We start from the raw sequence: 22009 nt of genomic DNA, 5'->3' as shown, positions 1-22009 counted from the left end.
GTCATGGCCGAGGCCTACATCGTCGAAGCGGTCCGCGCGCCCGTCGGACGGCGCGGAGGAGGACTCAGCGCGGTCCACCCGGCCGACCTGGGCGCCGGGGTGCTCACCGCGCTGATGGAACGCTCCGGGATCGACCCGGCCGCCGTGGACGACGTGGTCTTCGGCTGCCTGGACACGGTGGGCCCGCAGGCCGGGGACATAGCCCGCACCTGCTGGCTGGCCGCCGGCCTGCCCGAGGAGGTGCCCGGCGTGACCGTCGACCGGCAGTGCGGCTCCTCCCAGCAGGCGGTGCACTTCGCCGCGCAGGCCGTGCTCTCCGGCACCCAGGACCTGGTGGTCGCGGGCGGGGTGCAGAACATGTCCCAGGTCCCGATCGCCTACGCCTCCCGGCAGGTGGCCGTCCCCCTCGGCCTGACCGACGGCCCCTTCCACGGCAGCACCGGCTGGCGCGCCCGCTACGGCGACCGGCCCGTCAACCAGTTCGCCGGCGCCGAGATGATCGCCGCCCACTGGGGCATCTCCCGCGTGGAGCAGGAGGAGTGGGCCCTGCGCTCGCACCGGCGCGCGCTGCGCGCCATCGACACCGGCCGCTTCGTCCGCGAGACCGTCCCGCACGGCCGGGTCACCGTGGACGAGGGTCCGCGCCGGGACACCTCCCTGGAGAAGATGGCCGCGCTCCGGCCCGTCCTCGACGGCGGCACCATCACCGCGGCCTGCTCCTCCCAGGTCTCCGACGGGGCCGCGGCCCTGCTGATCGCCTCCGAGCGCGCCGTACGCGACCACGGACTGCGCCCGCGCGCCCGCGTCCACCACCTCTCCGCGCGCGGCGAGGACCCCATCCGCATGCTCACCGCGCCCATCCCGGCCACCGCGCACGCCCTGAAGAAGACCGGCCTGACCATCGACGCCATCGACCTCGTGGAGATCAACGAGGCCTTCGCCCCGGTCGTCCTCGCCTGGCTGAAGGAGACCGGCGCCGACCCCGGCAAGGTCAACGTCAACGGCGGCGCGATCGCCCTCGGCCACCCGCTCGGCGCGACCGGCGCCCGCCTGATGACGACCCTGCTGCACGAACTGGAGCGCACCGGCGGCCGGTACGGCCTCCAGACCATGTGCGAGGGCGGCGGCCAGGCCAACGTGACGATCATCGAACGGCTGTGACCGGGCGCCCGCAGCCCGTCCGCGCCCCGGCTCACCGGGCGCCTCTCAGCTTCTCCAGTCCGGTCAGCACCTCCTCCGCCTCCCTCATGATCCGCTGCACCAGCTCCGCGCACGACGGCAGGTCGCCGATCACCCCGGTGACCTGCCCGGCCGCCATCACCCCCAGGTCCGTACGGCCGTCCACCATCGCCGACTTCAGCAGCATCGGCGTGTTGGCCGCCAGCAGCGTCTGACTCCAGGACAGGTCCTTGCCGTGCCGGAGGGCGAGGCCGTCCCGGAGCAACTGCCGCCAGGTCAGCCCCGACAGCCGCCGGAAGCCCGCCGCCCGCCGTACCGCGTGGGCGAGGGCGCGGAGCCGGCCCGACCGCTCCAGGGCCGTCACCAGCTCCGAGCGCAGCATCCGGTGCGGCAGGCCGTCCACCGCGCGGGTCACCGTGACATCCCGGACCGTCGCCGCGAGGTACCGGGCCTTCACCGCGTCCGGCACCGTGGAGTCGGAGGTGAGCAGGAACCGCGTGCCCATCGCCACCCCGGCCGCCCCGTACGCCAGCGCCGCCACCAGGCCCCGCCCGTCGAAGAAGCCGCCCGCCGCCACGACCGGGATTCCCACCGCGTCCACCACCTGCGGCAGCAGCACGCTCGTCGCCACCTCGCCGGTGTGCCCGCCGCCCTCGCCGCCCTGCACCAGCACCGCGTCCGCGCCCCAGGCCGCCACCTTCTCGGCGTGCCGCAGGGCCCCGACGGACGGGATCACCACCACTCCCGCCGCCTTCAGCTCCGCGATCAGCCCGGGGGAGGGGGCCAGGGCGAAGGAGGCCACCCGGACCCCCTCCTCCAGCAGGATCCGCACCCGGTCGGCCGCGTCGCCCGCGTCGGCCCGCAGGTTCACCCCGAACGGCGCCCCGGTGCGGGACCGGACCTCCCGTATCGCCTCCCGGAGCCGGCCGGGCGGCATCGTCGCGGACGCCAGGATGCCGAGGGCACCGGCGTTCGCCGCCGCCGACACCAGACGCGGCCCGGCCACCCATCCCATCCCGGTCTGCACGATCGGATACCGCACCCCGACCAGCCGGGTCAGCGCCGTCTCCATCAGCCCTCCGTCCCATGCGCCGCCGGGCTCGTCGTCGCCTTCTGCGGGGTCTTCGGCGGCCCGCTGTTCCCCGGCTCGGCACGGACCCCCGTCGGGCCCGGCCCCCTCGACCCGGTGCCGGTCCCCATCCGGCCCGGCCCCCTCGACCCGGTGCCGGTCTCCATCAGTGCCGTCCCTCGGGCCGGTGTCGGTCTCCGTCAGCCGCCGTGCTCTCCGGCACCTCGCGGGTCCGGGCACCCGCCGGGTCCAAGACCTCGCGGATCAGGCGTAGTTCCGCGGCCTCGGGATCGCGGGTGGGCGGGACGTCGGCCGGGACGCTCAGGGGAAAGCCCGTCGCCTCCCCGACCTGCCGGACGGTCACCCCCGGATGCACCGAGACCAGCCGCATGGAGTGGTCGGGGGTGGCGAAGTCCAGGACGGCGAGGTCGGTGACCACCCGGGCGACGCGGTGGTACCGGGCCGCGCCGCCCAGACCGGCCGCCCGGTCGTACCCGACCCCGCACACCATGTCCACGCGCTCCACGAACACCCGCCGGGAATGCCTCGGCACCCAGTAACTCGTGGGATTGTTCAGTGTGTTGAGCGGAGCGCCGCGCACCCCGAGCAGCTGTCTGCGCGGGCGGGCCCAGTCGCCGACGCAGGAGATGTTCTGGTTGCCGTACCGGTCGAGCTGGCTCGCGCCCATCATCACGTGCCGCCGGCCGCCCGCCACCAGCTCCAGGTGCTGCCGGTAGGGCAGCCAGCCCTCCGGGGTGCCGTCCGGCCGGACCAGCAGTGCCTCGCCGTCGGTCAGCAGCAGGTCCGGCGCGAAGGTGAGCCGGGCCAGCCGCGCGCCCAGCGACGGGATCAGACCCATCGGGGAGGCCAGCACCTCACCGGCGCCGCGCCAGGCCTCGGCGCAGGCGATCACGCAGTACTCGGCGCGGGTGGCCCTCATCGTCCCTGCTCCGTCCGCCACTTCCCGACCGCCGCCCGGTACGCCGCCTCGTCGGCGCCGAGGAAGCGGCCGGCGAAGTCCGGCCAGGGCGTGGCCGCGTACCACCGCTGGAACTCCTCGTCCCTGCCGTACTCCGGGGCGCAGGACGTGAAGTGCGCGCCGTCCGGTGCCTCCACCACACCGGTCACCGCGAGCCGTTTGAGCAGCAGCGACCACGGTCCGGCCGCCTTCGTCAGCTCCGCGGTGTCCACGATCCGTTCGCAGGAGACGTAGGCCGCGTCCGCCGCCTCGCAGAACAGGTCGTCGAAGTACGGGTCCGGGCCCAGGTACTGCCCGTTGCCCAGCCGGTCGGCGCGGTTGACGTGCACCAGGGCCGCGTCCAGCCGCAGCGCCGGCATCGCCACCAGCGTCTCCGCGTCCGCGTACGGCGACGTCACCGTTCTCAGCTCCGGGTTGACCCGCATGACGTCCGAGCCGATGCCCGCGCGCACCGGCAGGAACGGCAGCCGCTGCGCCGCCGCCCGCAGCCCGGACAGGAACATCCCCTCGTCTATCTCCGTCAGCTCCAGGCCCCCGTGCTCGCGCGCCGCACGGTAGTGCGGTTCCAGCGCGATGGAGTCCAGGGTGACGAAGGCCGTGACCAGCTTGCGGATCCGGCCGGCGGCGGCCAGCATGCCGATGTCCGGGCCGCCGCAGGAGACGACCGTGAGATCGCCGATGCCGGACCGCAGCAGCGCCCGGACCAGCGCCATCGGCTTGCGCCGGGAGCCCCAGCCGCCGATGCCGAGGGTCATGCCGCTCGCCAGCCGGGACACCACCTCCTCGGCGGTCATCGTCTTGTCGCCCATCTACGCCCCCTCCTTCCCCTGCTTCCCGAACGTGTCGCGGACCCGGCCGGCCAGTCCGCTGAGGCCGGCCTCGAAGGTGAAGCCCTGCTCGAAGCGGTAGCTGCGGCGCACATCGACCGGGTCGATGCCGTTGATCGCGGCCTTGGCCATGCGCAGCAGCCGGCCGTCCTTCGCGGCGATCTCCCGGGCCAGCCCCAGCGCCGCACCCGGCAGCTTGGCGCGCGGGACCACCCGCCACACCGAGCCGTGCCCGTGCAGCTCGGCGGCGCTCACCGTGCGCCCGGTGAAATACAGCGTGCGCATCAGGTGCTGCGGGACCAGCCGGGCCAGGTGGGTCGCCGCGCCCAGCGCGCCCCGGTCCAGCTCGGGCAGCCCGAAGAAGGCGTCCTCGCTCGCCACCACCGCGTCCGCGTTGCCCACCAGGCCGATCCCGCCGCCCAGGCAGAAGCCCTGCACGGCCGCGACGACCGGTGTCCCGCACTCGTAGACCGCCGCGAACGCCTCCGCGCAGCCCTGGTTGGCTCCGATCAGAGCGTCCTGCCCGGCCGCCTGTATCTCCTTGATGTCCACGCCCGCGTTGAACCCGCGGCCCTCGGCGGCCAGCACCACACATCGGGTCCCCGGGTCCCGGCCGGCCTCGCGCACGGCCTCGGCCAGGGCGAACCAGGCGCGCACCGGCAGGGCGTTGACCGGCGGGAAGTCGACGGTGACTACGGAAATCCCCTTTTCCGGGGACGAACAGGAGACACCCATGGACGCATCAGCTACCTTTCCACCAAACATTTGTTAGGTGCGATGGCTTCGAAGCTAGCAGCCGACGCGGACCAGCGGGAGGCCCTGTGGATAACCCCCCTGTGGACAACCGGCCTGCGGACGAGCGCCCGGCGAGCCCCGCGGACCAGCGGCCCGCGGGCAACCCTCCTGCGGGCAACCCTCCTGCGGGCGACCGGCCTGCGGGCAACCCTCCTGCGGGCGACCGGCCCGCGGACAGCTCACTGCGCGGCAGGACGGTCGTGGTCACCGGCGGCACCCGGGGCGTGGGCGCCGGAATCGCGCGGGCCTTCGCCGAGGCGGGCGCCCACGTCCTGGCCTGCGCCCGCCGGCCCCCCGACCGGCCCGTGCCCGGCGTCGGCTTCGTCCCGCTGGACCTGCGCGACCCGCCCGCCGTCCGCGCCTTCTTCGCCGGACTGCCCCGCCTCGACGTCCTGGTCAACAACGCCGGCGGCACGCCCCACCGGCGTCTCGCCGACGCCGGCGCCGAACGGCACGCCAAGGTCGTCGAGCTGAACCTGATCACCCCGCTGACCGCGTCCCTCGCCGCCTACGACCACCTCCGGCGCAGCAGGGGCTCGGTTCTGATGATCGGCAGCGTCAGCGGGACCCGTCCCTCGCCCGGCTCGGCCGCCTACGGCGCGGCCAAGGCGGGGCTCGCCAGCCTGGCCGCGTCCATGGCCGTGGAGTGGGCGCCGGAGGTCCGGGTCAACACGCTCGTGGTCGGCATGGTCCACACCGAGCTCGCCCACCTCCACTACGGCGGCCCCGACGGGACGGCCGCCGTCTCTCGCACCGTCCCGCTGGGCCGGCTCGCGCTCCCCGCCGACGTCGGCGCCGCCGCCGTGTTCCTCGCCTCCGACGCCGCCGCGTACATCAGCGGGGCCGGCCTGCACGTGCACGGCGGCGGGGAACGGCCCGCGTTCCTGGACGCCGCCGCGCCCCACGTACCCGTACCGACTCCCCGGAAGGACAGCTGAGATGAGCGGTATCTGCGCGGGCCGGGTCGTCGCCGTCACCGGGGCCGGCCGGGGGCTCGGCCGGGCCCATGCCCTGGCCTTCGCCGCCGAGGGCGCCCGGGTCGTCGTCAACGACCTCGGCGTGGCGCTGGACGGCGCGCCGGACCCGCAGAACCCGGCGGACGCCGTCGTGGCCGAGATCCGGGCGGCGGGCGGTGACGCGGTGGCGCACGGCGCCGACATCGCCACCGACGCGGGCGCGGCCGGCCTGGTCCGCACCGCCGTCGAGACCTACGGCCGGCTCGACACCCTCGTCAGCAACGCCGGGTTCCTGCGCGACCGCATGCTGGTCAACCTCACCGAGGACGACTGGGACGCCGTGATCCGTGTCCACTTGAAGGGTCACTTCCTGCCGCTCAAGCACGCCGCCGGCCACTGGCGGGCCACGGCCAGGGCCGGGCGCACCCCGGTCGCCCGGGTCGTCCACACCAGCAGCGGGGCCGGTCTGCTGGGCTCGGTCGGGCAGGGCAACTACAGCGCCGCCAAGGCCGGGATCATCGGCCTCACGCTCGTCGCGGCGGCCGAACTGGCCCGCTACGGCGTCCAGGTCAACGCCGTGGCCCCGGCCGCCCGGACCCGTATGACGGAACGTGCCTTCGCCACGGCCATGGCGGCGCCGGCCACCGGCTTCGACGCCATGGCACCCGAAAACGTCTCCCCGCTCGTGGTCTGGCTCGGCTCGGCCGGGAGCGCCGGGGTGACCGGCCGGGTGTTCGAGGCGGAGGGCGGCCGGATCACCGTCATGGAGGGCTGGCGCCCCGGTCCCACCACCGACAAGGGCGCCCGCTGGACACCGGCCGGGGCGGGGGAGGCGGCCCGGAGACTGCTGGCTCGGGCGGAGCCGCCGGGACGGGTGTACGGGACGTAGACGACCCCGCTCGTAGCACCCGGACCTCCCAAGAGGGCTACGTATCGCACTCCAGCACCGTCCGGCACAACCCGCACCGCGCCCGTACCCGCCCCTGTACCGGCACCCTGATCCGCTGGTGGCAGGTGGGGCAGGGGAAGGAGACCCGGAGCCGGCCGGCGGGGTCGGCGGCGAAGGCGTACGGCGTGGCCGGCGGGCCGGCGAAGGCGTGCCGGCGGTCGTGGGCGTACCGGCGGCGGCCCGCCCAGCCGGCGGCGGCGAGCGGCGGCTGCCGTTCGTCCCGGCGGGCCCGGTCCCTGCCCCTGACGTAGGCGGTGTAGGCCTGCGGGCTGGTGAACCACGAGGACGGGTCCTCGCCGAACAGCAGTGCCCGCTTGGCCAGGACGTAACCGAACTCCTCCGGGGTGAGGTAGCCCAGCTTCTGGGAGGAGACCGCGTCCTCCCGGTAGGCGTCCAGCAGCAGCCAGCCCGCGCCCAGGTAGGCCGTCGCCGTGTCCGTCAGGATCTCGTTCTCCGCCGTGGTGGGGAAGGCGAGGTCCAGGCGGTGCAGATAGACGTGCGCCACCTCGTGGGCGAGGGCCGCGCCGATGTCGGCGCGATGGGTGCGGAACCGGTCGTTCAGCTCGACGAAGTACTCGGGGCCCGCCGCCAGTTCGACGTTCGCCGCGTGGGTCATCTCCCGGAAGCCGACGATCAGCCGCGCGTCCGGCAGCCGGAAGTGCCGCACGATCTCCCGGGCCACCCGCTGCGCGCCCAGATGCAGGTCGTCCGTGTCGCAGAAGGCCACGTCGGCGGGGGCCACGCTGGCCGAGAACGTCTCGATGGTGTCCCGGGACAGCCGCCGGTACAGCGCGGTGATGGCGGCCCGCACCGTCTCCAGGTGCGGGTAGCCGTGCTCGACCGGTCCGCCGTTGGCCACGTCGGCACCCCCTGAAGCCGCCGGAACTCCCCTCCACTGTAGGCGGGAGGGCCTCGGCGAAACCGTACCCGGGAGGGTCCCGGTGAACGGCCCTCACGAAGGGATCCGGGTGCCGGCCGGACAGACCGCACCCGCGAACGGCCCTCACACCGGCAGCAAGCGCGGAGCCGGCGCGTCCGGCCGGCCCTCGTCCAGGTCCAGCACCCACACCTCGTTCTCGCCCTCCCGCAGCACCGGCCCGGGCACGTACAGCGACCGCTGGGGGCCCGCCGACCAGTAACGGCCCAGGTTGAAGCCGTTGATCCAGACGAACCCGCGGGTCCGGCCGGGCAGCTCCAGCCGGGCGTCCCCGGCCCCGCGGACCGTGACCGAGCCCCGGTACAGCCCCGGCGCGTGCCTGCCGGGCGGCGCACCGAAGGGCACCGCGGCCACACCACCGGCGAACGCGTCCAGATCGAGCCCACGCGCGCGTACCCCGTGCAGATACTGCCGCTCGTGCAGGACGCCGCCGGTGATCCCCTTCGGCTCCCCCAGCCGGGGCCCGTAGTTCACCCGCCCCAGGGACTCCACCCACAGCTCCACGCGCGCGTGCCCCGCGACCGGCACCGCCAGCCGCGGCTCCGCCTCCGTGAGCACCCCGGCCCGCTCCCCGTCGACGTACACCACGGCGAGGTCGCGCAGGCCGCGCACGGACAGCGGGTAGGGCCGGCGCGGGCCGGGCACCTCGACCGTGTAACGGACCAGGCCCCGGGTGATCCCCAGCTCCTCGAACGTCGGCGGCACCGGCGTGACCGTCTCCGGCCCGCCCAGTGCCCCGAGCACCCCCGCCAGGGACGCCCAGCCGGTGAGCGCGGCCTCGGCCGGGGCGCCCAGCACGGCGGGCGGCGCCGGCAACCCGGGCAGCGGACCCGGCGCGTACCCGGCCAGCACCTCGCGGAAGCGCCGGAACTTCTCCGTGGGGCGGCCGTACTCGTCCACCGGCGCGTCGTAGTCGTAGGACGTCACGTCCGGCTCCAGCGGGCCCTCGTGCAGCGCCCCGCCCCGGTTGGCGCCCGCCCAGCCCCCGAAACTCGTCCCGCCGTGCGCCAGGTAGAGGTTCACCGACGCCCCGCACTCCAGGATCTCCCGCAGCGCCCCGGCGGCCTCGGCCGGATCCCGTACGGCGTGCTCGCCGGCCCAGTGGTCGAACCAGCCGCACCAGAACTCCATGCACATCAGCGGCCCCTCCGGGCGGTGCCGGCGCAGCGTGTCGAACGCCACGCGCGCGTGGGAGCCGAAATTCACCGTGGCGAGCACCCCCGGCAGCGAACCCCCGGTCAGCATGTGGTCCTCCGGACCGTCCGAGGTGCACAGCGCCGCGGTGACCCCCTCGGCGCGCAGCAGACCGGCCAGCTCCTCCAGGTAGCCGGTGTCGCTGCCGTAGCTGCCGTACTCGTTCTCCACCTGGACCAGGACCACCGGACCGCCCCGGTCGCTCTGGCGGGGCACGATCTCCTGCAGCAGCCGGGTGAACCAGAGGCGGACGCGGGCCAGACAGCGCGCGTCACGCGTACGCGCGCGCGTGCCCACCTCGCCCGTCAGCCACGCCGGAAGCCCGCCGTTCTCCCACTCGGCACAGATGTACGGACCCGGCCGCACGATCGCCCACATCCCCGCCGCGGCGACCGCGTCCAGGAACCGGCCGACCGCCCCCACGTCCCGGAACGTTCCCGGGCGCGGCTCGTGCAGATTCCACGGGACGTAGGTCTCCACGCAGTTCAGGCCCATCGCCCGCAGCATGGCCAGCCGGTGCCCCCACTGCGCCTCGTGCACCCGGAAGTAGTGCAGTGCCCCGGACAGCAGCCGCACCGGGCGCCCGTCCACGCAGAACCCCGATTCCCCCACCGTGAACTCGCTCAAGCGCCCTCCCCGCCGCGGCCTCCTGCCTCCGCCCCAGCCTCGCCCCCTTCCGGCACCCGGCGCCATGGACGAAGATCGGCGCTGCTTGGACAAAACCGCGCCGCACATCCCGCCGTGAGGAGCGCCGATGTACCGGACCTGGATGCGGTTCTTCAGCCCCGGCCCCGCCCACCACCGCCTCGGCCTGGTCTGCCTCGGCGTCGGCCTCCAGCACGGCGCGCTGCCCACCGTCGGCCCGCGCACCCTCGACCACCACGTGGCCGTGGTGATCAGCTCCGGCGGCGGCTGGTACCGGGGCGCCGACGGCCGCCGCACGACCGTCACCGCGCCCGCGCTGCTGTGGCTCACCCCCGGCGTGCCCCACCACTACGCGCCCGATGCGGACACCGGCTGGGACGAGGGCTTCGTGGACTTCGCCGGGCCCGCCACGGCCGCCTACCGCGAACTCGGCTACATCGACCCCGACCGGCCCGTGACCCCGCTCGCCGACGCCTCCGGCCCGCGCACCGTCATCGCCCGCATCGCCCGCGCCGCCCGCCCCGGCAACCCCCTGCTCCAGGCCGAGACCGCGGCGGCCGTGCACGAACTCCTTGTCGCCCTGCGCCGCGCCCGCGCCGACCTCGCCCAGGGCGGCGACCAGGTGCTCACCGCCCTGGCCCGGGACGCCTGCACCCCGATGAGCGTCGCCGACCACGCCGCCCGGCACGGCATGACCACCGCCGAGCTGCGCGGTGCGGTCCGCCGCGCGGCCGGCTGCAGCCCCAAGGACTACCTGCTCGGCATCCGCCTCGGCCGGGCCAAGGAACTCCTCGCCACCACCGAGCTGCCCGTCGCCGCCGTCGCCCGCCGCGTCGGCTACGACGACCCCGCCTACTTCTCCCGGCTGTTCACCCGGCGCGTCGGCCTCGCCCCCGTACGCTTCCGCGCCCAGCAGGGCCGCACCGTGCCCGGCGGCTGGAGCGACCGCGTCCCCGACCCCGGCGACCCGCCGCTGATCCAGTCCTCGGACACCCCGTCGACGCGGCCCGCGCAGCGCATAGGGTTGGCCCTCATGACGACCAGCAACACCGGCCCCGGTGCCATCGACCCCGAGGTCCGCCAGGAACTGGAGCGGCTGCGCGACAGCATCGACAACATCGACGCGGCCGTCGTCCACATGCTCGCCGAGCGTTTCAAGGCCACCCAGCAGGTCGGCCGGCTCAAGGCGCAGCACCAGCTGCCGCCCGCCGACCCGTCCCGCGAGGCCCGGCAGATCGCCCGGCTGCGCGTGCTCGCCGAGAACGCCAAGCTCGACCCGGCCTTCGCGGAGAAGTTCCTGAACTTCATCATCGCCGAGGTGATCCGGCACCACGAGCGGATCGCCGAGAGCACCCACAACGGGCAACCGGCGCACGACGCGCCGGCGGGGCACTGACCGGGCACCGCCCAGGACGCCGCGGGGAAGCGGCAGCACCGGGTGCGCACGGGGGCCGGGGCCGGTGTACCGGTCCGACCCTGTGCGCTGCCGGCGGCATCAGGCAGCATGGCCTTCATGTCCGTACTCACGCGCGATGAAGCGCAGCTCCGAGCAGAGATCCTCGACGTCCACCGGTACACGGTCGAACTCGACCTCACCACCGGCGACGAGGCCTTCGACTCCCGCACCGCGATCCGGTTCACCACCCGGTTCGACGGGGACACGTTCGTCGAGTTGAAGCCTGCCGAGCTGCGCGGCGTCACGCTCGACGGACAGCCGCTCGACACCGGCCTCCTCAACGGGAACCGGCTGCCGCTGAAGAACCTCACCGCCGGCGAGCACGAGCTGCGCGTCCACGCCGCCATGCGCTACTCCCGCACCGGCGAGGGCATGCACCGCTTCACCGACCCCAGCGACGGCGAGACGTACGTCTACACCCAGCTGTTCATGGACGACGTCCAGCGCGTCTTCGCCGCCTTCGACCAGCCCGACCTGAAGGCCGTCTTCGAGGTCGGCGTCAAGGCGCCCGAGGGCTGGACCGTCCTCGCCAACAGCGTCACCACCCGCCAGGGGGACGGCGTCTGGCAGGCCGCGCCCACCCCGCCGATCTCCACCTACCTGGTCGCCGTCGCCGCAGGCCCCTGGCACTCGGTGCGCACCGAACACCGCGGGCTGCCCTTCGGCGTCCACTGCCGCCGCTCCCTCGCCCCCCACCTCGACGCCGACGAGATCCTCGACGTCACGCGCGCGTGCTTCGACCGCTACCACGAGAAGTTCGAGGAGCCCTACCCCTTCGACTCCTACGACCAGGCGTTCGTCCCCGAGTTCAACGCCGGCGCCATGGAGAACCCGGGCCTGGTCACCTTCCGCGACGAGTTCGTCTACCGCTCCGCCGTCACCGACACCGAACGGCAGTCCCGCGCCATGGTCATCGCGCACGAGATGGCCCACATGTGGTTCGGCGACCTCGTCACCCTCAAGTGGTGGGACGACATCTGGCTGAACGAGTCCTTCGCCGAGTACATGGGCTACCAGACCACCGCCGAGGCCACCCGCTTCACCGGCCCCTGGACCGAGTTCGGCGTCACCCGCAAGGCCTGGGGCTACGACGCCGACCAGCGCCCCACCACTCACCCGGTCGCCCCCGACCACGTCGACGACACGGCCTCCGCCCTGCTCAACTTCGACGGCATCTCCTACGCCAAGGGCGCCTCCGCGCTGCGCCAGCTCGCCGCCTGGATCGGCGAGAAGGACTTCCTCGCCGGCATCAACACCCACTTCGCCCGGCACAGGTTCGGCAACGCCACCCTCGCCGACTTCATCGACTCCCTCGCCTCGGCCACCGACCGCGACGTCTCCGCCTGGGCCGACAGCTGGCTGCGCACCACCGGCGTCGACACCCTCGTGCCCACGGTCACCGCCGCCGGCGGCACCTGCGCGCTGACCGTCGACCGCGCGGGCAGCCGCCCGCACCGCCTCGGCGCCGGACTGTACGACCACGACCTCGCCGACGAGGGCCGACTGGTACTGCGCGAACGCATCGACCTCGACCTGCCGCAGACCGACCCGCAGCCCATCGGCAAGCGCCCCGCGCTGATCGTCCTCAACGACGGCGACATCACCTACGCCAAGATCCGCTTCGACGCCGCCTCCGCCGAGACCCTCCGCACCGGGCTGTCCGGACTGCCCGACCCGCTCACCCGCGCGGTCGTCTGGAACGCCCTCAGGGACGCCGTACGCGACGGCGACCTGGCGCCCGCCGCCTACCTGGAGCTGGCCCGCGCCCACCTGCCCCGCGAGACCGACCTGGCCGTCGCCCAGGGCGTCCTCGCCTTCGCCGCCGGCCAGCTCACCCAGCAGTACCTCGCCCCGGCCCACCGGCCGGCCGCCCTGGCCACCCTCACCTCCCTCTGCCGCGACCTGCTGCGCCGCACCGAGGACGGCGACCACCCCGGCCTGCGGCTGATCGCCGTACGGCACCTGATCGACGTGGCCGCCCACCCCGAGACCATCACCGCCTGGCTCACCGACGGCACCGTGCCCGGCGGCCCCGAACTCGACCCCGAACTGCGCTGGCGCATCCTCGCCCGGCTCGCCGTGCTCGGCGCCACCGACGAGGCCGCCATCGCCGCAGAACTGGCGAGCGACCCGAGCGCCGCCGGCCAGGAGGGCGCCGCCCGCTGCCGCGCCGCGCTGCCCGACCCGGAGGCCAAGCGCGCCGCCTGGGCGGCGATGTTCGCGGGCGACGACCTGTCCAACTACCTCTTCACCGCCACCGCCCAAGGCTTCTGGCAGCCCGAACAGGCCGAACTGGTCCGCCCGTACGTACCGCGCTTCTACGCCGACGTGGCCGCCGTCGCCGCCCGCCGCGGCCCCGCCATCGCCACCGCCGCCGGCCGCTGGTGCTTCCCCGCCCACGCCGTCGACACCGAGAACCTCCGGCTCGGCGAGGAGTGCCTGCGCGCCGACGACCTCACCCCGGCGCTGCGCCGCGCCCTCGCCGACCGCCTGGACGACCTCGCCCGCGCCCTGCGCGTCCGCGAAGCACACCGGCCGGCACAGGAGGGCGTACGACCGACGGCGTAGGACTCGGCTGGTCCCTGCCGACGATGCGGCCCGCGGGCCGCGCTCCCTAGGCTCGGGCGGACAGTGATCGTCCGAGCCCTGGAGGCAGCACCGTGATCGTAGTGACCGGCGCGACCGGCAACGTCGGCCGTGCCCTTGTCGACCGGCTCCTCGCCGCGGGACAGCCCGTGCGGGCACTGACCCGCGACCCCGCACGGGCCGGCCTGCCCGAGCGGGCCGAGGTGGTGGCGTTCCGCCCGGACGACCCCGCCGCCCTGTTCACCGGCGCCACGAAGATCTTCCTGTACGCCCAGGCCGCCACCGCCCCGCTGCTCGCGGCCGCCCGTGAACACGGCGTACGCCACGCCCTCCTGCTCTCCAGCGGCATCGTCCGGGAAGGCGCCGACGAGACCCACCCCATCCACGTCGCGCACGCCACCGTCGAGCGGCACATCCGCGACAGCGGGCTCGCCTGGACCTTCCTGCGGCCCAACGCCTTCGCCACCAACGCGCTCCAGTACGCCCCGCAGATCCGCGCGGGCGGCGACACCGTCCGCGGCGTCCACGCCGACGCGCTCTCCGCGCCCATCCACGAGGACGACATCGCCGCCGTCGCCGAGCGCGTCCTGCTCGACGACGGCCACGAGGGCGCCGTGCACCGGCTGACCGGGCCCGCGGCCACCAGCAACGCCGAACAGGTCGCCACCATCGGCGACGCGCTCGGCAGGAAGCTGACGTTCGAGGAGATCGACCCGGCCGACGCCGGCCCGGAGCTGTTCCCGCACGTACCGCCGCAGATGCTCGGCCGGCTGCTGGAGACCGTCGCACAGGCCGTCGGCGTGCCCCCCGAGATCACCGGCACCGTGGGGGACATCACCGGCACCCCGGCCCGCGCCTTCGACCAGTGGGCCCGCGACCACGCCGCGGACTTCCGGCCCTAGCCGACCGGCCACTTCGGGGCAAGAGCAGTACACACTTTCGGGTTCCGTTCGCCGGGCATCGGGGACACAGGGCTCTCTTCCGGTACAAGCTGGCACTCCACCCACACGGGCCCGGCAGGCCCGCCCGGCGTTCCCCTGCCCCGGAGGAGAGCCCATGACCGCAGAAGCGGCCCTGAGCACGCCGCCGCTCGCCTCGGGTCCTGGCGGCCCCGAGGCCCTGCGGCCCCTCCTCGCCACCGTGCTCGACGCCCTCGCCGCCGGCGCCGCCGAGCGCGGCGGCCCGCTGCCCGCCGGCGGCCCCGACGCCGTCACCGCGCGCGTCGCCGCCGCCCTCGGCGACCCCCTGCCGGACACCGGCGACCCCGGCGCCCTGCACGACATCGTGCGGGCCCTCGCCGCGGGCGCCGCCGACCCCGCCGACCCGCTGTGCGCCGCCCATCTGCACTGCCCCCCGCTCGCCGTGGCCACCGCCGCCGACCTCGCCGCGAGCGCCCTCAACCCCTCCCTGGACTCCTGGGACCAGGCCCCGGCCGCCTCCGCCCTGGAAGCCGCCGTCACCCGCACCCTCGCCCGCACGGCCGGCCTCACCGACGCCCTCGTCACCACCGGCGGCACCGAGTCCAACCAACTCGCCCTGCTGCTCGCCCGCGAGGCGCACGGCAGCGGCCTGCGCCTCGTCTGCTGCGCCGGCGCCCACCACTCGCTGCCGCGCGCCGCCTGGCTGCTCGGCCTGCCCGCCCCGGTCGTCCTCCCGGCCCCCCGCGGCACCCTCGACCCGGCCGCCCTCGCCGAAGCCCTCACCGCGCTTGCCGGCCCCGTGCTGGTCGCCGCCACCGCCGGCACCACCGACGCCGGCCTCATCGATCCGCTGCCCGAGATCGCCGCCCTGTGCGCCGCCCACGGCGCCCGGCTGCACATCGACGCGGCCTACGGCGGCGGCCTGCTCTTCAGCGACCGGCACCGCGACCGGCTCGCCGGGCTCGACGCCGCCCACACCGTCACCCTGGACCTGCACAAACTCGGCTGGCAGCCGGCCGCCGCCGGCCTGCTCGCCGTGGCCCGCCCGGACGAACTGGCCACCCTCCACCAGCGCGCGGACTACCTGAACGCCGCCGACGACACCGAGGCCGGCCTCCCCGACCTGCTCGGCCGCTCCCCGCGCACCACCCGCCGCCCCGACATCCTGAAGATCGCCGTCACCCTCAGAACACTGGGCCGCGACGGCCTCGGCGCCCTGGTCGACCAGGTCTGCGCCCGCGCCCGCGAGTTCGCCGCCCTGATCGCCGAACACCCCGGCTTCGAGCTCTACGACCGGCCCGTCATCAGCACCGTCCTGTTCCGCCCCGCCGCAGCCGCCGACGACGCCGTGGCCGCCGTCCGCCGCAGACTCCTGCACGAAGGCCGGGCCGTGCTCGGCCGGGCCCGGCTCGACGGCCGGCTCTGGCTCAAGGCCACCGTCCTCAACCCCCGAAGCCGGCCGGACGACCTGGCCCGCCTGCTCGAACTCGTCGAAGGAAACACCCCCCGATGACCCACCCCCCACGCCACGAGCCGACCTCCCCACGCGATCTGGTCGGCATCGGCATCGGCCCCTGCAACCTCTCCCTCGCCGCCCTCGCCCACCCGCTCGCCGAACTCGACGCCGTCTTCTACGAACAGCGCCCCGGCTTCGACTGGCACCCCGGGCTGCTCATCGAGGGCGCCACCATCCAGGTGCCGTTCCTCGCCGACCTCGTCACCCTCGCCGACCCCACCAGCCCCTGGAGCTTCCTCAGCTACCTCAGGAACCGCGAACGCCTCTTCCCCTTCTACTTCGCCGAGCGCTTCCACATCCAGCGCGCCGAGTACGACGCCTACTGCCGCTGGGTCGCCCAGCAACTGCCCGGTCTGCGCTTCCGCCACCAGGTCGACACCGTCCGCTGGAACCCCGAACGGGACGTCTTCGAGGTCGACTTCACCCAGCTCGACACCGAAGGCGAGGCAGAGGCCCTGGGCCGCACGTACACCCGCAACATCGTCCTCGGCATCGGCACCGCCCCCTACGTACCCGACCCCCTCCAGCCCCTGGTCGACGCCCCCGGCGTGCCCGTCCTGCACGCCGCCGACTACCTCGCCCACCGCGACACCGTCCTCGCCGCCGGACACGTCACCGTCGTCGGCTCCGGACAGTCAGGCGCCGAGGTCTTCCTCGACCTGCTGCGGCACCGCCCGGCCGGCCGGGAACGGCTGCACTGGATCGGCCGCACCGAGGCGTTCGCCCCCATGGAGTACTCCAAACTGGGCCTGGAACACTTCACCCCCGACTACACCCGCTACTTCCACGCGCTCGCCGAACCCGTCCGCGACCGGCTGGTCGCCGCCCAGTGGCAGCTGTACAAGGGCATCGACGCCGGCACCCTCGCCGCCATCCACGACGAGCTGTACCGGCGCACCCTCGGCGGCGGCTGGCCCGACGCCGTCCTCACCCCCGGCGTCCGCGTCCGCACCGCCGGCCGGATCGCCACCAGCACCGTCGAACTGCACCTGGAACACCTCCAGCAGGGCACCCGCTCCCGGCTCACCACCGACGCCGTCGTCCTCGCCACCGGCTACCGCGAACGCCCCCTCGGCCGGCTCCTCGCCGGACTCGACCCCTACATCCGCCGCGACAGCAGCGAACGCCCCCGCGTGGACGAGGAGTTCCGCCTCGTCCTCGACCCCTCGGTCACCGGCTCGGTCTACGTCCAGAACGCCGAGCTGCACACCCACGGCGTCGGGGCCCCCGATCTCGGCCTCGCCGCCTGGCGCAGCGCCACCATCCTCAACTCCCTCACCGGAAAGGAGACCTACCCGCTGCCCACCCGGACCGCCTTCACCTCCTTCGGCCTCGACGACCCGGCGGACCGGGTGCCACCGGCCCGGCAGCCCAAGCGGCTCACCCCGCTGATCGACGGACCCTGACCGCCCCGGCCCCCGAACACACCCGCCGAACCCGGACCGGCGGGCCGGAACAAGCCCCCCACGGTGGGGCGTTGACGCCGATCACGACCATGACCTGGATCACCGCCCACCGTTCCCCCGTCATCCGCCCCGACGAGTCCTGGCGACGGCGTGCACGTCGACGACGCCGGTGCCAAGGCGATCGCCGACTCCGTCGACCTGTCCCTGCTGGACCTGTGAACGACCTGGAGAACGCGGGATTCCTAGAACACCGGCGTGCCGCCCCGCACCAGCCTCCAGTCCACCGAGGCGAAGTCCTTCGGGTCCAGCACCCCCTTCGCGGTCACCCACTCCGCGATCCGGGTGCGGATCTCCGTCGACTCCGACCACAGCTCCTTGGCGGAGGCGATGTGCGGGAAGGCACCGCCGCCGTTGGCACGGTAGTTGTTCACCGCGAGCACGAACTGCCCGCCGTCGTCCAGCGGAGCCCCGCCGAAGGTCAGGTTCCTGATCCGCGACCCGGCCGGCTGGGCGATGTCGATGTCGTACGACAGCCCCGACACGTAGTCGTAGTTGTAGTCCGGACGCCCGCCGGCGTTGGTCAGCTTCTCCACGTCGACCGCGGCACCGGGGGCCGTCTGGACGTAGTACTCCGCCGAGTACTCCAGGTAGGCGCGCAGCTGGACGCCCGTGAGCAACTTGGCGACCAGCGTGTTGTCGTAGACGTACAGGCTGGACAGGTCCCGGATCGTCACATCGCCGGCCGGGATCTCCGAGGTCCGGGAGAACGGCGAGGCCTGGGCGAGCACCGGCAGCGCGGCGTACTCGGTGCCCGCGAGCGCCGCCTTCACCACGTCCTCCTGGACCTTGGTGATCAGGTCGATGATCGGGGCGTCCTTGTAGCGGGCCTCGGCCGTGGTCAGGGGCTCGGTCGCGCGGCCGACGACCTGGTTGACGTACGCGACGACCTTTTGGTGCTGGTCGGCGAGCAGCCTGGTGATCTCCGGGTCATCGGCGACGGTCCGGGAGTCGCGCAGGGACGCGGAGACCGACTCGACCTCCCAGCGGCCCTTGCGGAACTCCAGCTCGATGTCGAAGAGGGTGAGCCGCTCGGCGTAGCACAGCGGCTCCGACAGCACGACGGTCCTGCCGGTCTCCTCGTTGACGACCTTCAGCTCCGGGATCTCCACGTGCGCGTGACCGACCAGGATCGCGTCGATACCCGGGACCCGCCGGGCCACGTTCGCCGCCGCGTTCTCCACGTACGGCACCTGGTCGCCGTAGGACGAGGTGCCCGAGGTGCCCGAGTGGGCCGACACCACGACCACGTCCGCGCCCATCGACCTCAGCTTCGGCACCCACTTCGCGGCCTGCTCCTCCAGCCCCGGGAACGCCAGCTTCCCCTGGACGTAGGCCTTGTCCCAGATCGCGATGCCCGGGTTGGTCAGACCGAGGACGGCGACCTTGACCGGCTTGGCGCCGGGCACGTGGAAGGTCTTCATGAAGTACGGCGGGAAGGCCGGCCGCAGCGACTTGGCGTCCACCGCGTTCGCGCCGAGCAGCGGGAAGTCCAGCTGGTCCTCGAACTTCCGCAGCGTCTCGATGCCGTAGTTGAACTCGTGGTTGCCGAGGGCCGCGGCGTCGTACCCGATCGCGTTCATCGCCCGCGCCATCGGATGCACCGGCCCGCCCTTGGCGGTGATCGGGTCGACCTTGGCGTAGTAGTAGGTCAGCGGGGTGCCCTGGATGGTGTCACCGGCGTCCAGCAGCAGGGTGTTGCGGCGGCCCTTCTCCGCGCGCACCTGGTTCACCAGGGTGGCGATCCGGGCGAGCCCCATCGCGTTGCCCGCCTTGTCGGAGTACTCCGCGTCCTTGAAGTAGTCCCAGTTGAAGACGTGGCCGTGCAGGTCGGTGGTGCCCATGACGGTCAGCGAGTACCGCTTCACGGGGTGCCCGGGGCGTCCGGGCCGGTGGTGGTCCTGCGCCGCCTCGGCCGCCGGGGCCGCCGCCGCGCCGGCGATCGCCACACCCGCTCCGGTGACGGCGGACTTCTTCAGGAACTTCCGGCGGTTCAACGGCATCTCTCGGTCTCCTCGACGATGTGGACAACGCGCGTAGATTCTGACCTGGGCATGACCTACGGCAACAGGTCCGCAAGGTTGCGATCTGGTGACCCGTTCCCCGTGAGGCCCCGCTCACCACCCTCCCCGGCCGCACGCCATCCGCTCATCGGAGCAGCCGTCCGCACACTTCAACACTTGTCAAAAACCCTTCGCCAAAAGGCCGTTGAGTAGTCATGCGGCGCCAATTCTCTACCCGCCGGTAAGCCATAGGCTCGACCCATGCGCCGAGCAAAAATCGTCTGCACACTGGGGCCCGCCACCGACTCGTACGACCGGATCAAGGCACTGGTCGAGGCCGGAATGGACATCGCCCGGTTCAACCTCAGCCACGGCACGCACGCCGAGCACGAGGAGCGCTACCGGCGAGTGCGCAAAGCGGCCGACGAGACCGGCCGCAGCGTCGGCATCCTCGCCGACCTTCAAGGCCCGAAGATCCGGCTCGGCCGCTTCGCCGAGGGACCGGTACTCCTTGAACGCGGCGACACCTTCACCATCACCGTGGAGGACGGCGTCGAGGGCGACCGCCACCGGTGCGGCACCACCTACGCCGGCCTCGCCGCCGACGTCACCCCCGGCGAGCGCGTCCTCGTCGACGACGGCAAGGTCTGCCTGGAGGTCACCGAGGTCGACGGCCCCCGCGTGCACACCCGGGTGATCGAAGGCGGTGTCGTCTCCGACCACAAGGGACTGAACCTCCCCGGCGTGGCCGTCTCCGTCCCCGCCCTGTCCAAGAAGGACGAGGACGACCTGCGCTGGGCGCTGCGCACCGGCTTCGACCTGGTCGCCCTCTCCTTCGTCCGCAGCGGCGACGACGCCGTGGACGTGCACCGGATCATGGCCGAGGAAGGCCGCCGCCTCCCGGTCATCGCCAAGATCGAGAAGCCCCAGGCGGTACGGAACCTCGACGGCATCGTGGCCGCCTTCGACGGACTCATGGTCGCGCGCGGCGACCTGGGTGTGGAGATGCCGCTGGAGCAGGTGCCGATCGTCCAGAAGCGCGCCATCACGCTCGCCCGGCGCAACGCCAAGCCGGTGATCGTCGCCACCCAGATGCTGGACTCCATGATCGAGAACTCCCGGCCCACGCGCGCCGAGGCCTCCGACGTCGCCAACGCGGTCCTGGACGGCACGGACGCGGTGATGCTCTCCGGCGAGACCAGCGTCGGCAAGTACCCGATCGAGACCGTGCGCACCATGGCGAAGATCGTCGCGGCGGCCGAGGAGGACATGCTGGCCAAGGGGCTGCCGCCGCTGACCGAGCGGAACAAGCCGCGCACCCAGGGCGGCGCGGTCGCCCGGGCCGCCGCCGACATGGGCGACTTCCTCGGCGCGAAGTTCCTGGTCGCGTTCACCCAGTCCGGGGACACCGCCCGCCGGCTCTCCCGCTACCGCTCACCGATCCCGCTGCTCGCCTTCACCCCCGAGCCGGCCACCCGCTCCCAGCTCAGCCTCACCTGGGGCACCGAGACCTTCCTCGGCCCGCACGTGGACTCCACGGACGCCATGGTCGACCAGGTCGACGAGCTGCTCCTGCAGTACGGCCGCTGCCGGAAGGGCGACATGGTGGTGATCACCGCGGGCTCCCCGCCCGGCGTCTCCGGCTCCACCAACATGGTCCGCGTCCACCACATCGGCGAGGACGACAGACCGAAGTGACCTTCCCGGGCCCCTTCAGTACTTGGGGCCCACGTGGGCGTCCATGAGGGATACGGAGGCCTTCTTGGCGACGGAGATGGTCACGGCCGCACGGCTCTGGTTGAGCGTCTTCCACTCGATACCGAGCTTGTCGAGAGTGTCGGTGAAGAGACGGATGATGTCGGCCGAGGTGTTGGTGAAGAAGTAGCGCGGATACTCGTACCGCTTGCGCTCACCGGCGACCACACGGGTCGTCCAGTTGGTGATGCGGCATCCATCGGAGTGGATGAGGCCTCGGATGAAATCCCAGGGGTGGGCGTCGACGATGGCTTGCTGCCAGAGGGCCAGGACGATCGGGCGCTCGTGCTTCTTGCCCGGGCCGTGCTGGGGGAAAACACAGGGCAGGTGCCTCGAGTAGACCTTCACGTTGTGGCAGCCCTTTTTCCGGACGCGGCAGACCGAGTTTCCGGGGAACACGACGCGCATGGCCCGCTCACACGCGTCCATGAGGCCAGGCCACGTGTCCGAGCAGGTGATCATGAGGTTGGGTGTTCGATGCCCCGCGTAACGGCTGATGTGGCCGTCACCGAGATAGAGGCCCAGGAGGTAGCTGTAGGCCGCGCTGTCGAGGGGGCGTCCGTCGCACCGCGGGCAGGGCGGGTCGTGTCGCCCTGGGCATTCCCCGCGCCGGGCCCGGTCGAGATGCTTCCAGTAGCTGATCGTCCCGTTGGGTACGCCCAGCTTTCGAGCTACGTCCGCGTTCCTCGCGCCGCCTCGAAGGAGCGTCAGAGCCTTCTGTCGCACATCAGTGCCATGGAAGTTCATGCGGACACACTGCGTGAGCGATCGTGGCGACAC

The 22009-nt window shown here is 73.5% G+C and carries 17 protein-coding genes and 1 pseudogene; 10 read left to right on the top strand and 8 right to left on the bottom strand.

Annotation, left to right across the window (positions count from 1 at the left end):
* Positions 1-3: 3 nt before the first annotated feature.
* The gene (locus Srubr_RS07725) at positions 4-1161 is read left to right on the top strand and encodes an acetyl-CoA C-acetyltransferase (RefSeq protein WP_189996643.1); all 1158 of its coding nucleotides are present in this window, start codon (positions 4-6) and stop codon (positions 1159-1161) included.
* A 31-nt stretch (positions 1162-1192) separates the two neighbouring features.
* Here the strand turns inward: Srubr_RS07725 and Srubr_RS07720 are convergent, their stop codons facing one another.
* The 4 genes from Srubr_RS07720 to Srubr_RS07705 all read right to left on the bottom strand — a co-directional run bounded on the left by Srubr_RS07720 (position 1193) and on the right by Srubr_RS07705 (position 4789).
* Positions 1193-2251: an NAD(P)H-dependent flavin oxidoreductase gene (locus Srubr_RS07720; protein ID WP_189996644.1), complete on the bottom strand. Its 1059-nt coding sequence runs from the start codon at positions 2249-2251 to the stop codon at positions 1193-1195.
* Between the two features lie 163 nt (positions 2252-2414).
* On the bottom strand, positions 2415-3188 hold the full coding sequence (locus Srubr_RS07715) for a CoA-transferase subunit beta (RefSeq protein WP_189996645.1): 774 nt from the start codon (positions 3186-3188) through the stop codon (positions 2415-2417).
* Positions 3185-4036 (bottom strand): CoA transferase subunit A, encoded by an 852-nt coding sequence (locus Srubr_RS07710; RefSeq protein WP_189996646.1) that lies wholly within the window; start codon positions 4034-4036, stop codon positions 3185-3187. Before Srubr_RS07710 ends, Srubr_RS07715 begins: the two co-directional genes overlap by 4 nt.
* A complete protein-coding gene (locus tag Srubr_RS07705) occupies positions 4037-4789 on the bottom strand; it encodes an enoyl-CoA hydratase family protein (RefSeq protein ID WP_189996647.1) in 753 nt (250 codons plus the stop codon).
* Between the two features lie 242 nt (positions 4790-5031).
* Here Srubr_RS07705 and Srubr_RS07700 point away from each other — a divergent pair, with 242 nt between their 5' ends.
* Entirely contained in the window at positions 5032-5787 is a 756-nt protein-coding gene (locus Srubr_RS07700) for an SDR family oxidoreductase (protein ID WP_189996731.1), read from the top strand.
* A gap of 1 nt (position 5788) precedes the next feature.
* The gene (locus Srubr_RS07695) at positions 5789-6694 is read left to right on the top strand and encodes an SDR family oxidoreductase (RefSeq protein ID WP_189996648.1); all 906 of its coding nucleotides are present in this window, start codon (positions 5789-5791) and stop codon (positions 6692-6694) included.
* Positions 6695-6731: 37 nt separating this feature from the next.
* Here Srubr_RS07695 and Srubr_RS07690 read toward each other — a convergent pair whose 3' ends face one another.
* Both Srubr_RS07690 and Srubr_RS07685 read right to left on the bottom strand, forming a co-directional pair.
* Entirely contained in the window at positions 6732-7613 is an 882-nt protein-coding gene (locus tag Srubr_RS07690; RefSeq protein ID WP_189996649.1) for a hypothetical protein, read from the bottom strand.
* 144 nt (positions 7614-7757) lie between these two features.
* Positions 7758-9512 carry a glycoside hydrolase family 35 protein gene (locus Srubr_RS07685; RefSeq protein ID WP_189996650.1) on the bottom strand — a complete coding sequence of 585 codons (1755 nt, stop codon included), beginning with the start codon at positions 9510-9512 and terminating at the stop codon, positions 7758-7760.
* A gap of 127 nt (positions 9513-9639) precedes the next feature.
* Between Srubr_RS07685 and Srubr_RS07680 the strand changes: the two are divergent.
* The 6 genes and pseudogenes from Srubr_RS07680 to Srubr_RS07655 all read left to right on the top strand — a co-directional run.
* Positions 9640-10512: pseudogene (locus Srubr_RS07680) on the top strand (helix-turn-helix domain-containing protein); the annotation flags it as partial.
* 51 nt (positions 10513-10563) lie between these two features.
* A complete protein-coding gene (locus Srubr_RS07675; protein WP_189996732.1) occupies positions 10564-10926 on the top strand; it encodes a chorismate mutase in 363 nt (120 codons plus the stop codon).
* A gap of 117 nt (positions 10927-11043) precedes the next feature.
* A complete protein-coding gene (gene pepN, locus Srubr_RS07670) occupies positions 11044-13554 on the top strand; it encodes an aminopeptidase N (protein WP_189996651.1) in 2511 nt (836 codons plus the stop codon).
* Positions 13555-13646: 92 nt separating this feature from the next.
* The gene (locus Srubr_RS07665) at positions 13647-14474 is read left to right on the top strand and encodes an NAD(P)H-binding protein (RefSeq protein WP_189996652.1); all 828 of its coding nucleotides are present in this window, start codon (positions 13647-13649) and stop codon (positions 14472-14474) included.
* Positions 14475-14646: 172 nt separating this feature from the next.
* Positions 14647-16005, top strand: coding sequence for a pyridoxal phosphate-dependent decarboxylase family protein (locus Srubr_RS07660; protein WP_189996733.1), 1359 nt, complete (start codon positions 14647-14649; stop codon positions 16003-16005).
* Entirely contained in the window at positions 16002-17414 is a 1413-nt protein-coding gene (locus Srubr_RS07655; protein ID WP_189996653.1) for a lysine N(6)-hydroxylase/L-ornithine N(5)-oxygenase family protein, read from the top strand. The genes Srubr_RS07660 and Srubr_RS07655 overlap by 4 nt, the downstream gene beginning before the upstream one ends.
* 242 nt (positions 17415-17656) lie before the next feature.
* On the opposite strand, the gene Srubr_RS07650 is transcribed toward Srubr_RS07655, so the two are convergent.
* Positions 17657-19474, bottom strand: a complete 1818-nt coding sequence (locus Srubr_RS07650) for a bifunctional metallophosphatase/5'-nucleotidase (RefSeq protein ID WP_189996654.1) — start codon at positions 19472-19474, stop codon at positions 17657-17659.
* Between the two features lie 261 nt (positions 19475-19735).
* Here Srubr_RS07650 and pyk point away from each other — a divergent pair, with 261 nt between their 5' ends.
* Positions 19736-21172, top strand: a complete 1437-nt coding sequence (gene pyk, locus Srubr_RS07645; RefSeq protein WP_189996655.1) for a pyruvate kinase — start codon at positions 19736-19738, stop codon at positions 21170-21172.
* Positions 21173-21187: 15 nt separating this feature from the next.
* Here pyk and Srubr_RS07640 read toward each other — a convergent pair whose 3' ends face one another.
* Complete coding sequence (locus tag Srubr_RS07640) at positions 21188-21976, bottom strand: helix-turn-helix domain-containing protein (protein ID WP_189996656.1); 789 nt, start codon at positions 21974-21976, stop codon at positions 21188-21190.
* Positions 21977-22009 lie beyond the last annotated feature (33 nt).

Origin of the sequence: Streptomyces rubradiris (assembly GCF_016860525.1) — a bacterium.
Classification (GTDB): Bacteria; Actinomycetota; Actinomycetes; order Streptomycetales; family Streptomycetaceae; genus Streptomyces; species Streptomyces rubradiris.
The sequence above is the reverse complement of the archived record's forward strand: the minus strand, read 5'-3'. Positions and strand labels throughout refer to the sequence as shown.

What these genes read in the sequence shown, in the direction of transcription:
- Srubr_RS07725 (WP_189996643.1), top strand. Translation starts at nt 4, where the DNA reads ATGGCCGAGGCCTACATCGTCGAAGCGGTCCGCGCGCCCGTCGGACGG.
- Srubr_RS07720 (WP_189996644.1), bottom strand. Translation starts at nt 2,251, where the DNA reads ATGGAGACGGCGCTGACCCGGCTGGTCGGGGTGCGGTATCCGATCGTG.
- Srubr_RS07715 (WP_189996645.1), bottom strand. Translation starts at nt 3,188, where the DNA reads ATGAGGGCCACCCGCGCCGAGTACTGCGTGATCGCCTGCGCCGAGGCC.
- Srubr_RS07710 (WP_189996646.1), bottom strand. Translation starts at nt 4,036, where the DNA reads ATGGGCGACAAGACGATGACCGCCGAGGAGGTGGTGTCCCGGCTGGCG.
- Srubr_RS07705 (WP_189996647.1), bottom strand. Translation starts at nt 4,789, where the DNA reads ATGGGTGTCTCCTGTTCGTCCCCGGAAAAGGGGATTTCCGTAGTCACC.
- Srubr_RS07695 (WP_189996648.1), top strand. Translation starts at nt 5,789, where the DNA reads ATGAGCGGTATCTGCGCGGGCCGGGTCGTCGCCGTCACCGGGGCCGGC.
- Srubr_RS07675 (WP_189996732.1), top strand. Translation starts at nt 10,564, where the DNA reads ATGACGACCAGCAACACCGGCCCCGGTGCCATCGACCCCGAGGTCCGC.
- pepN (WP_189996651.1), top strand. Translation starts at nt 11,044, where the DNA reads ATGTCCGTACTCACGCGCGATGAAGCGCAGCTCCGAGCAGAGATCCTC.
- Srubr_RS07655 (WP_189996653.1), top strand. Translation starts at nt 16,002, where the DNA reads ATGACCCACCCCCCACGCCACGAGCCGACCTCCCCACGCGATCTGGTC.
- Srubr_RS07650 (WP_189996654.1), bottom strand. Translation starts at nt 19,474, where the DNA reads ATGCCGTTGAACCGCCGGAAGTTCCTGAAGAAGTCCGCCGTCACCGGA.
- pyk (WP_189996655.1), top strand. Translation starts at nt 19,736, where the DNA reads ATGCGCCGAGCAAAAATCGTCTGCACACTGGGGCCCGCCACCGACTCG.
- Srubr_RS07640 (WP_189996656.1), bottom strand. Translation starts at nt 21,976, where the DNA reads ATGAACTTCCATGGCACTGATGTGCGACAGAAGGCTCTGACGCTCCTT.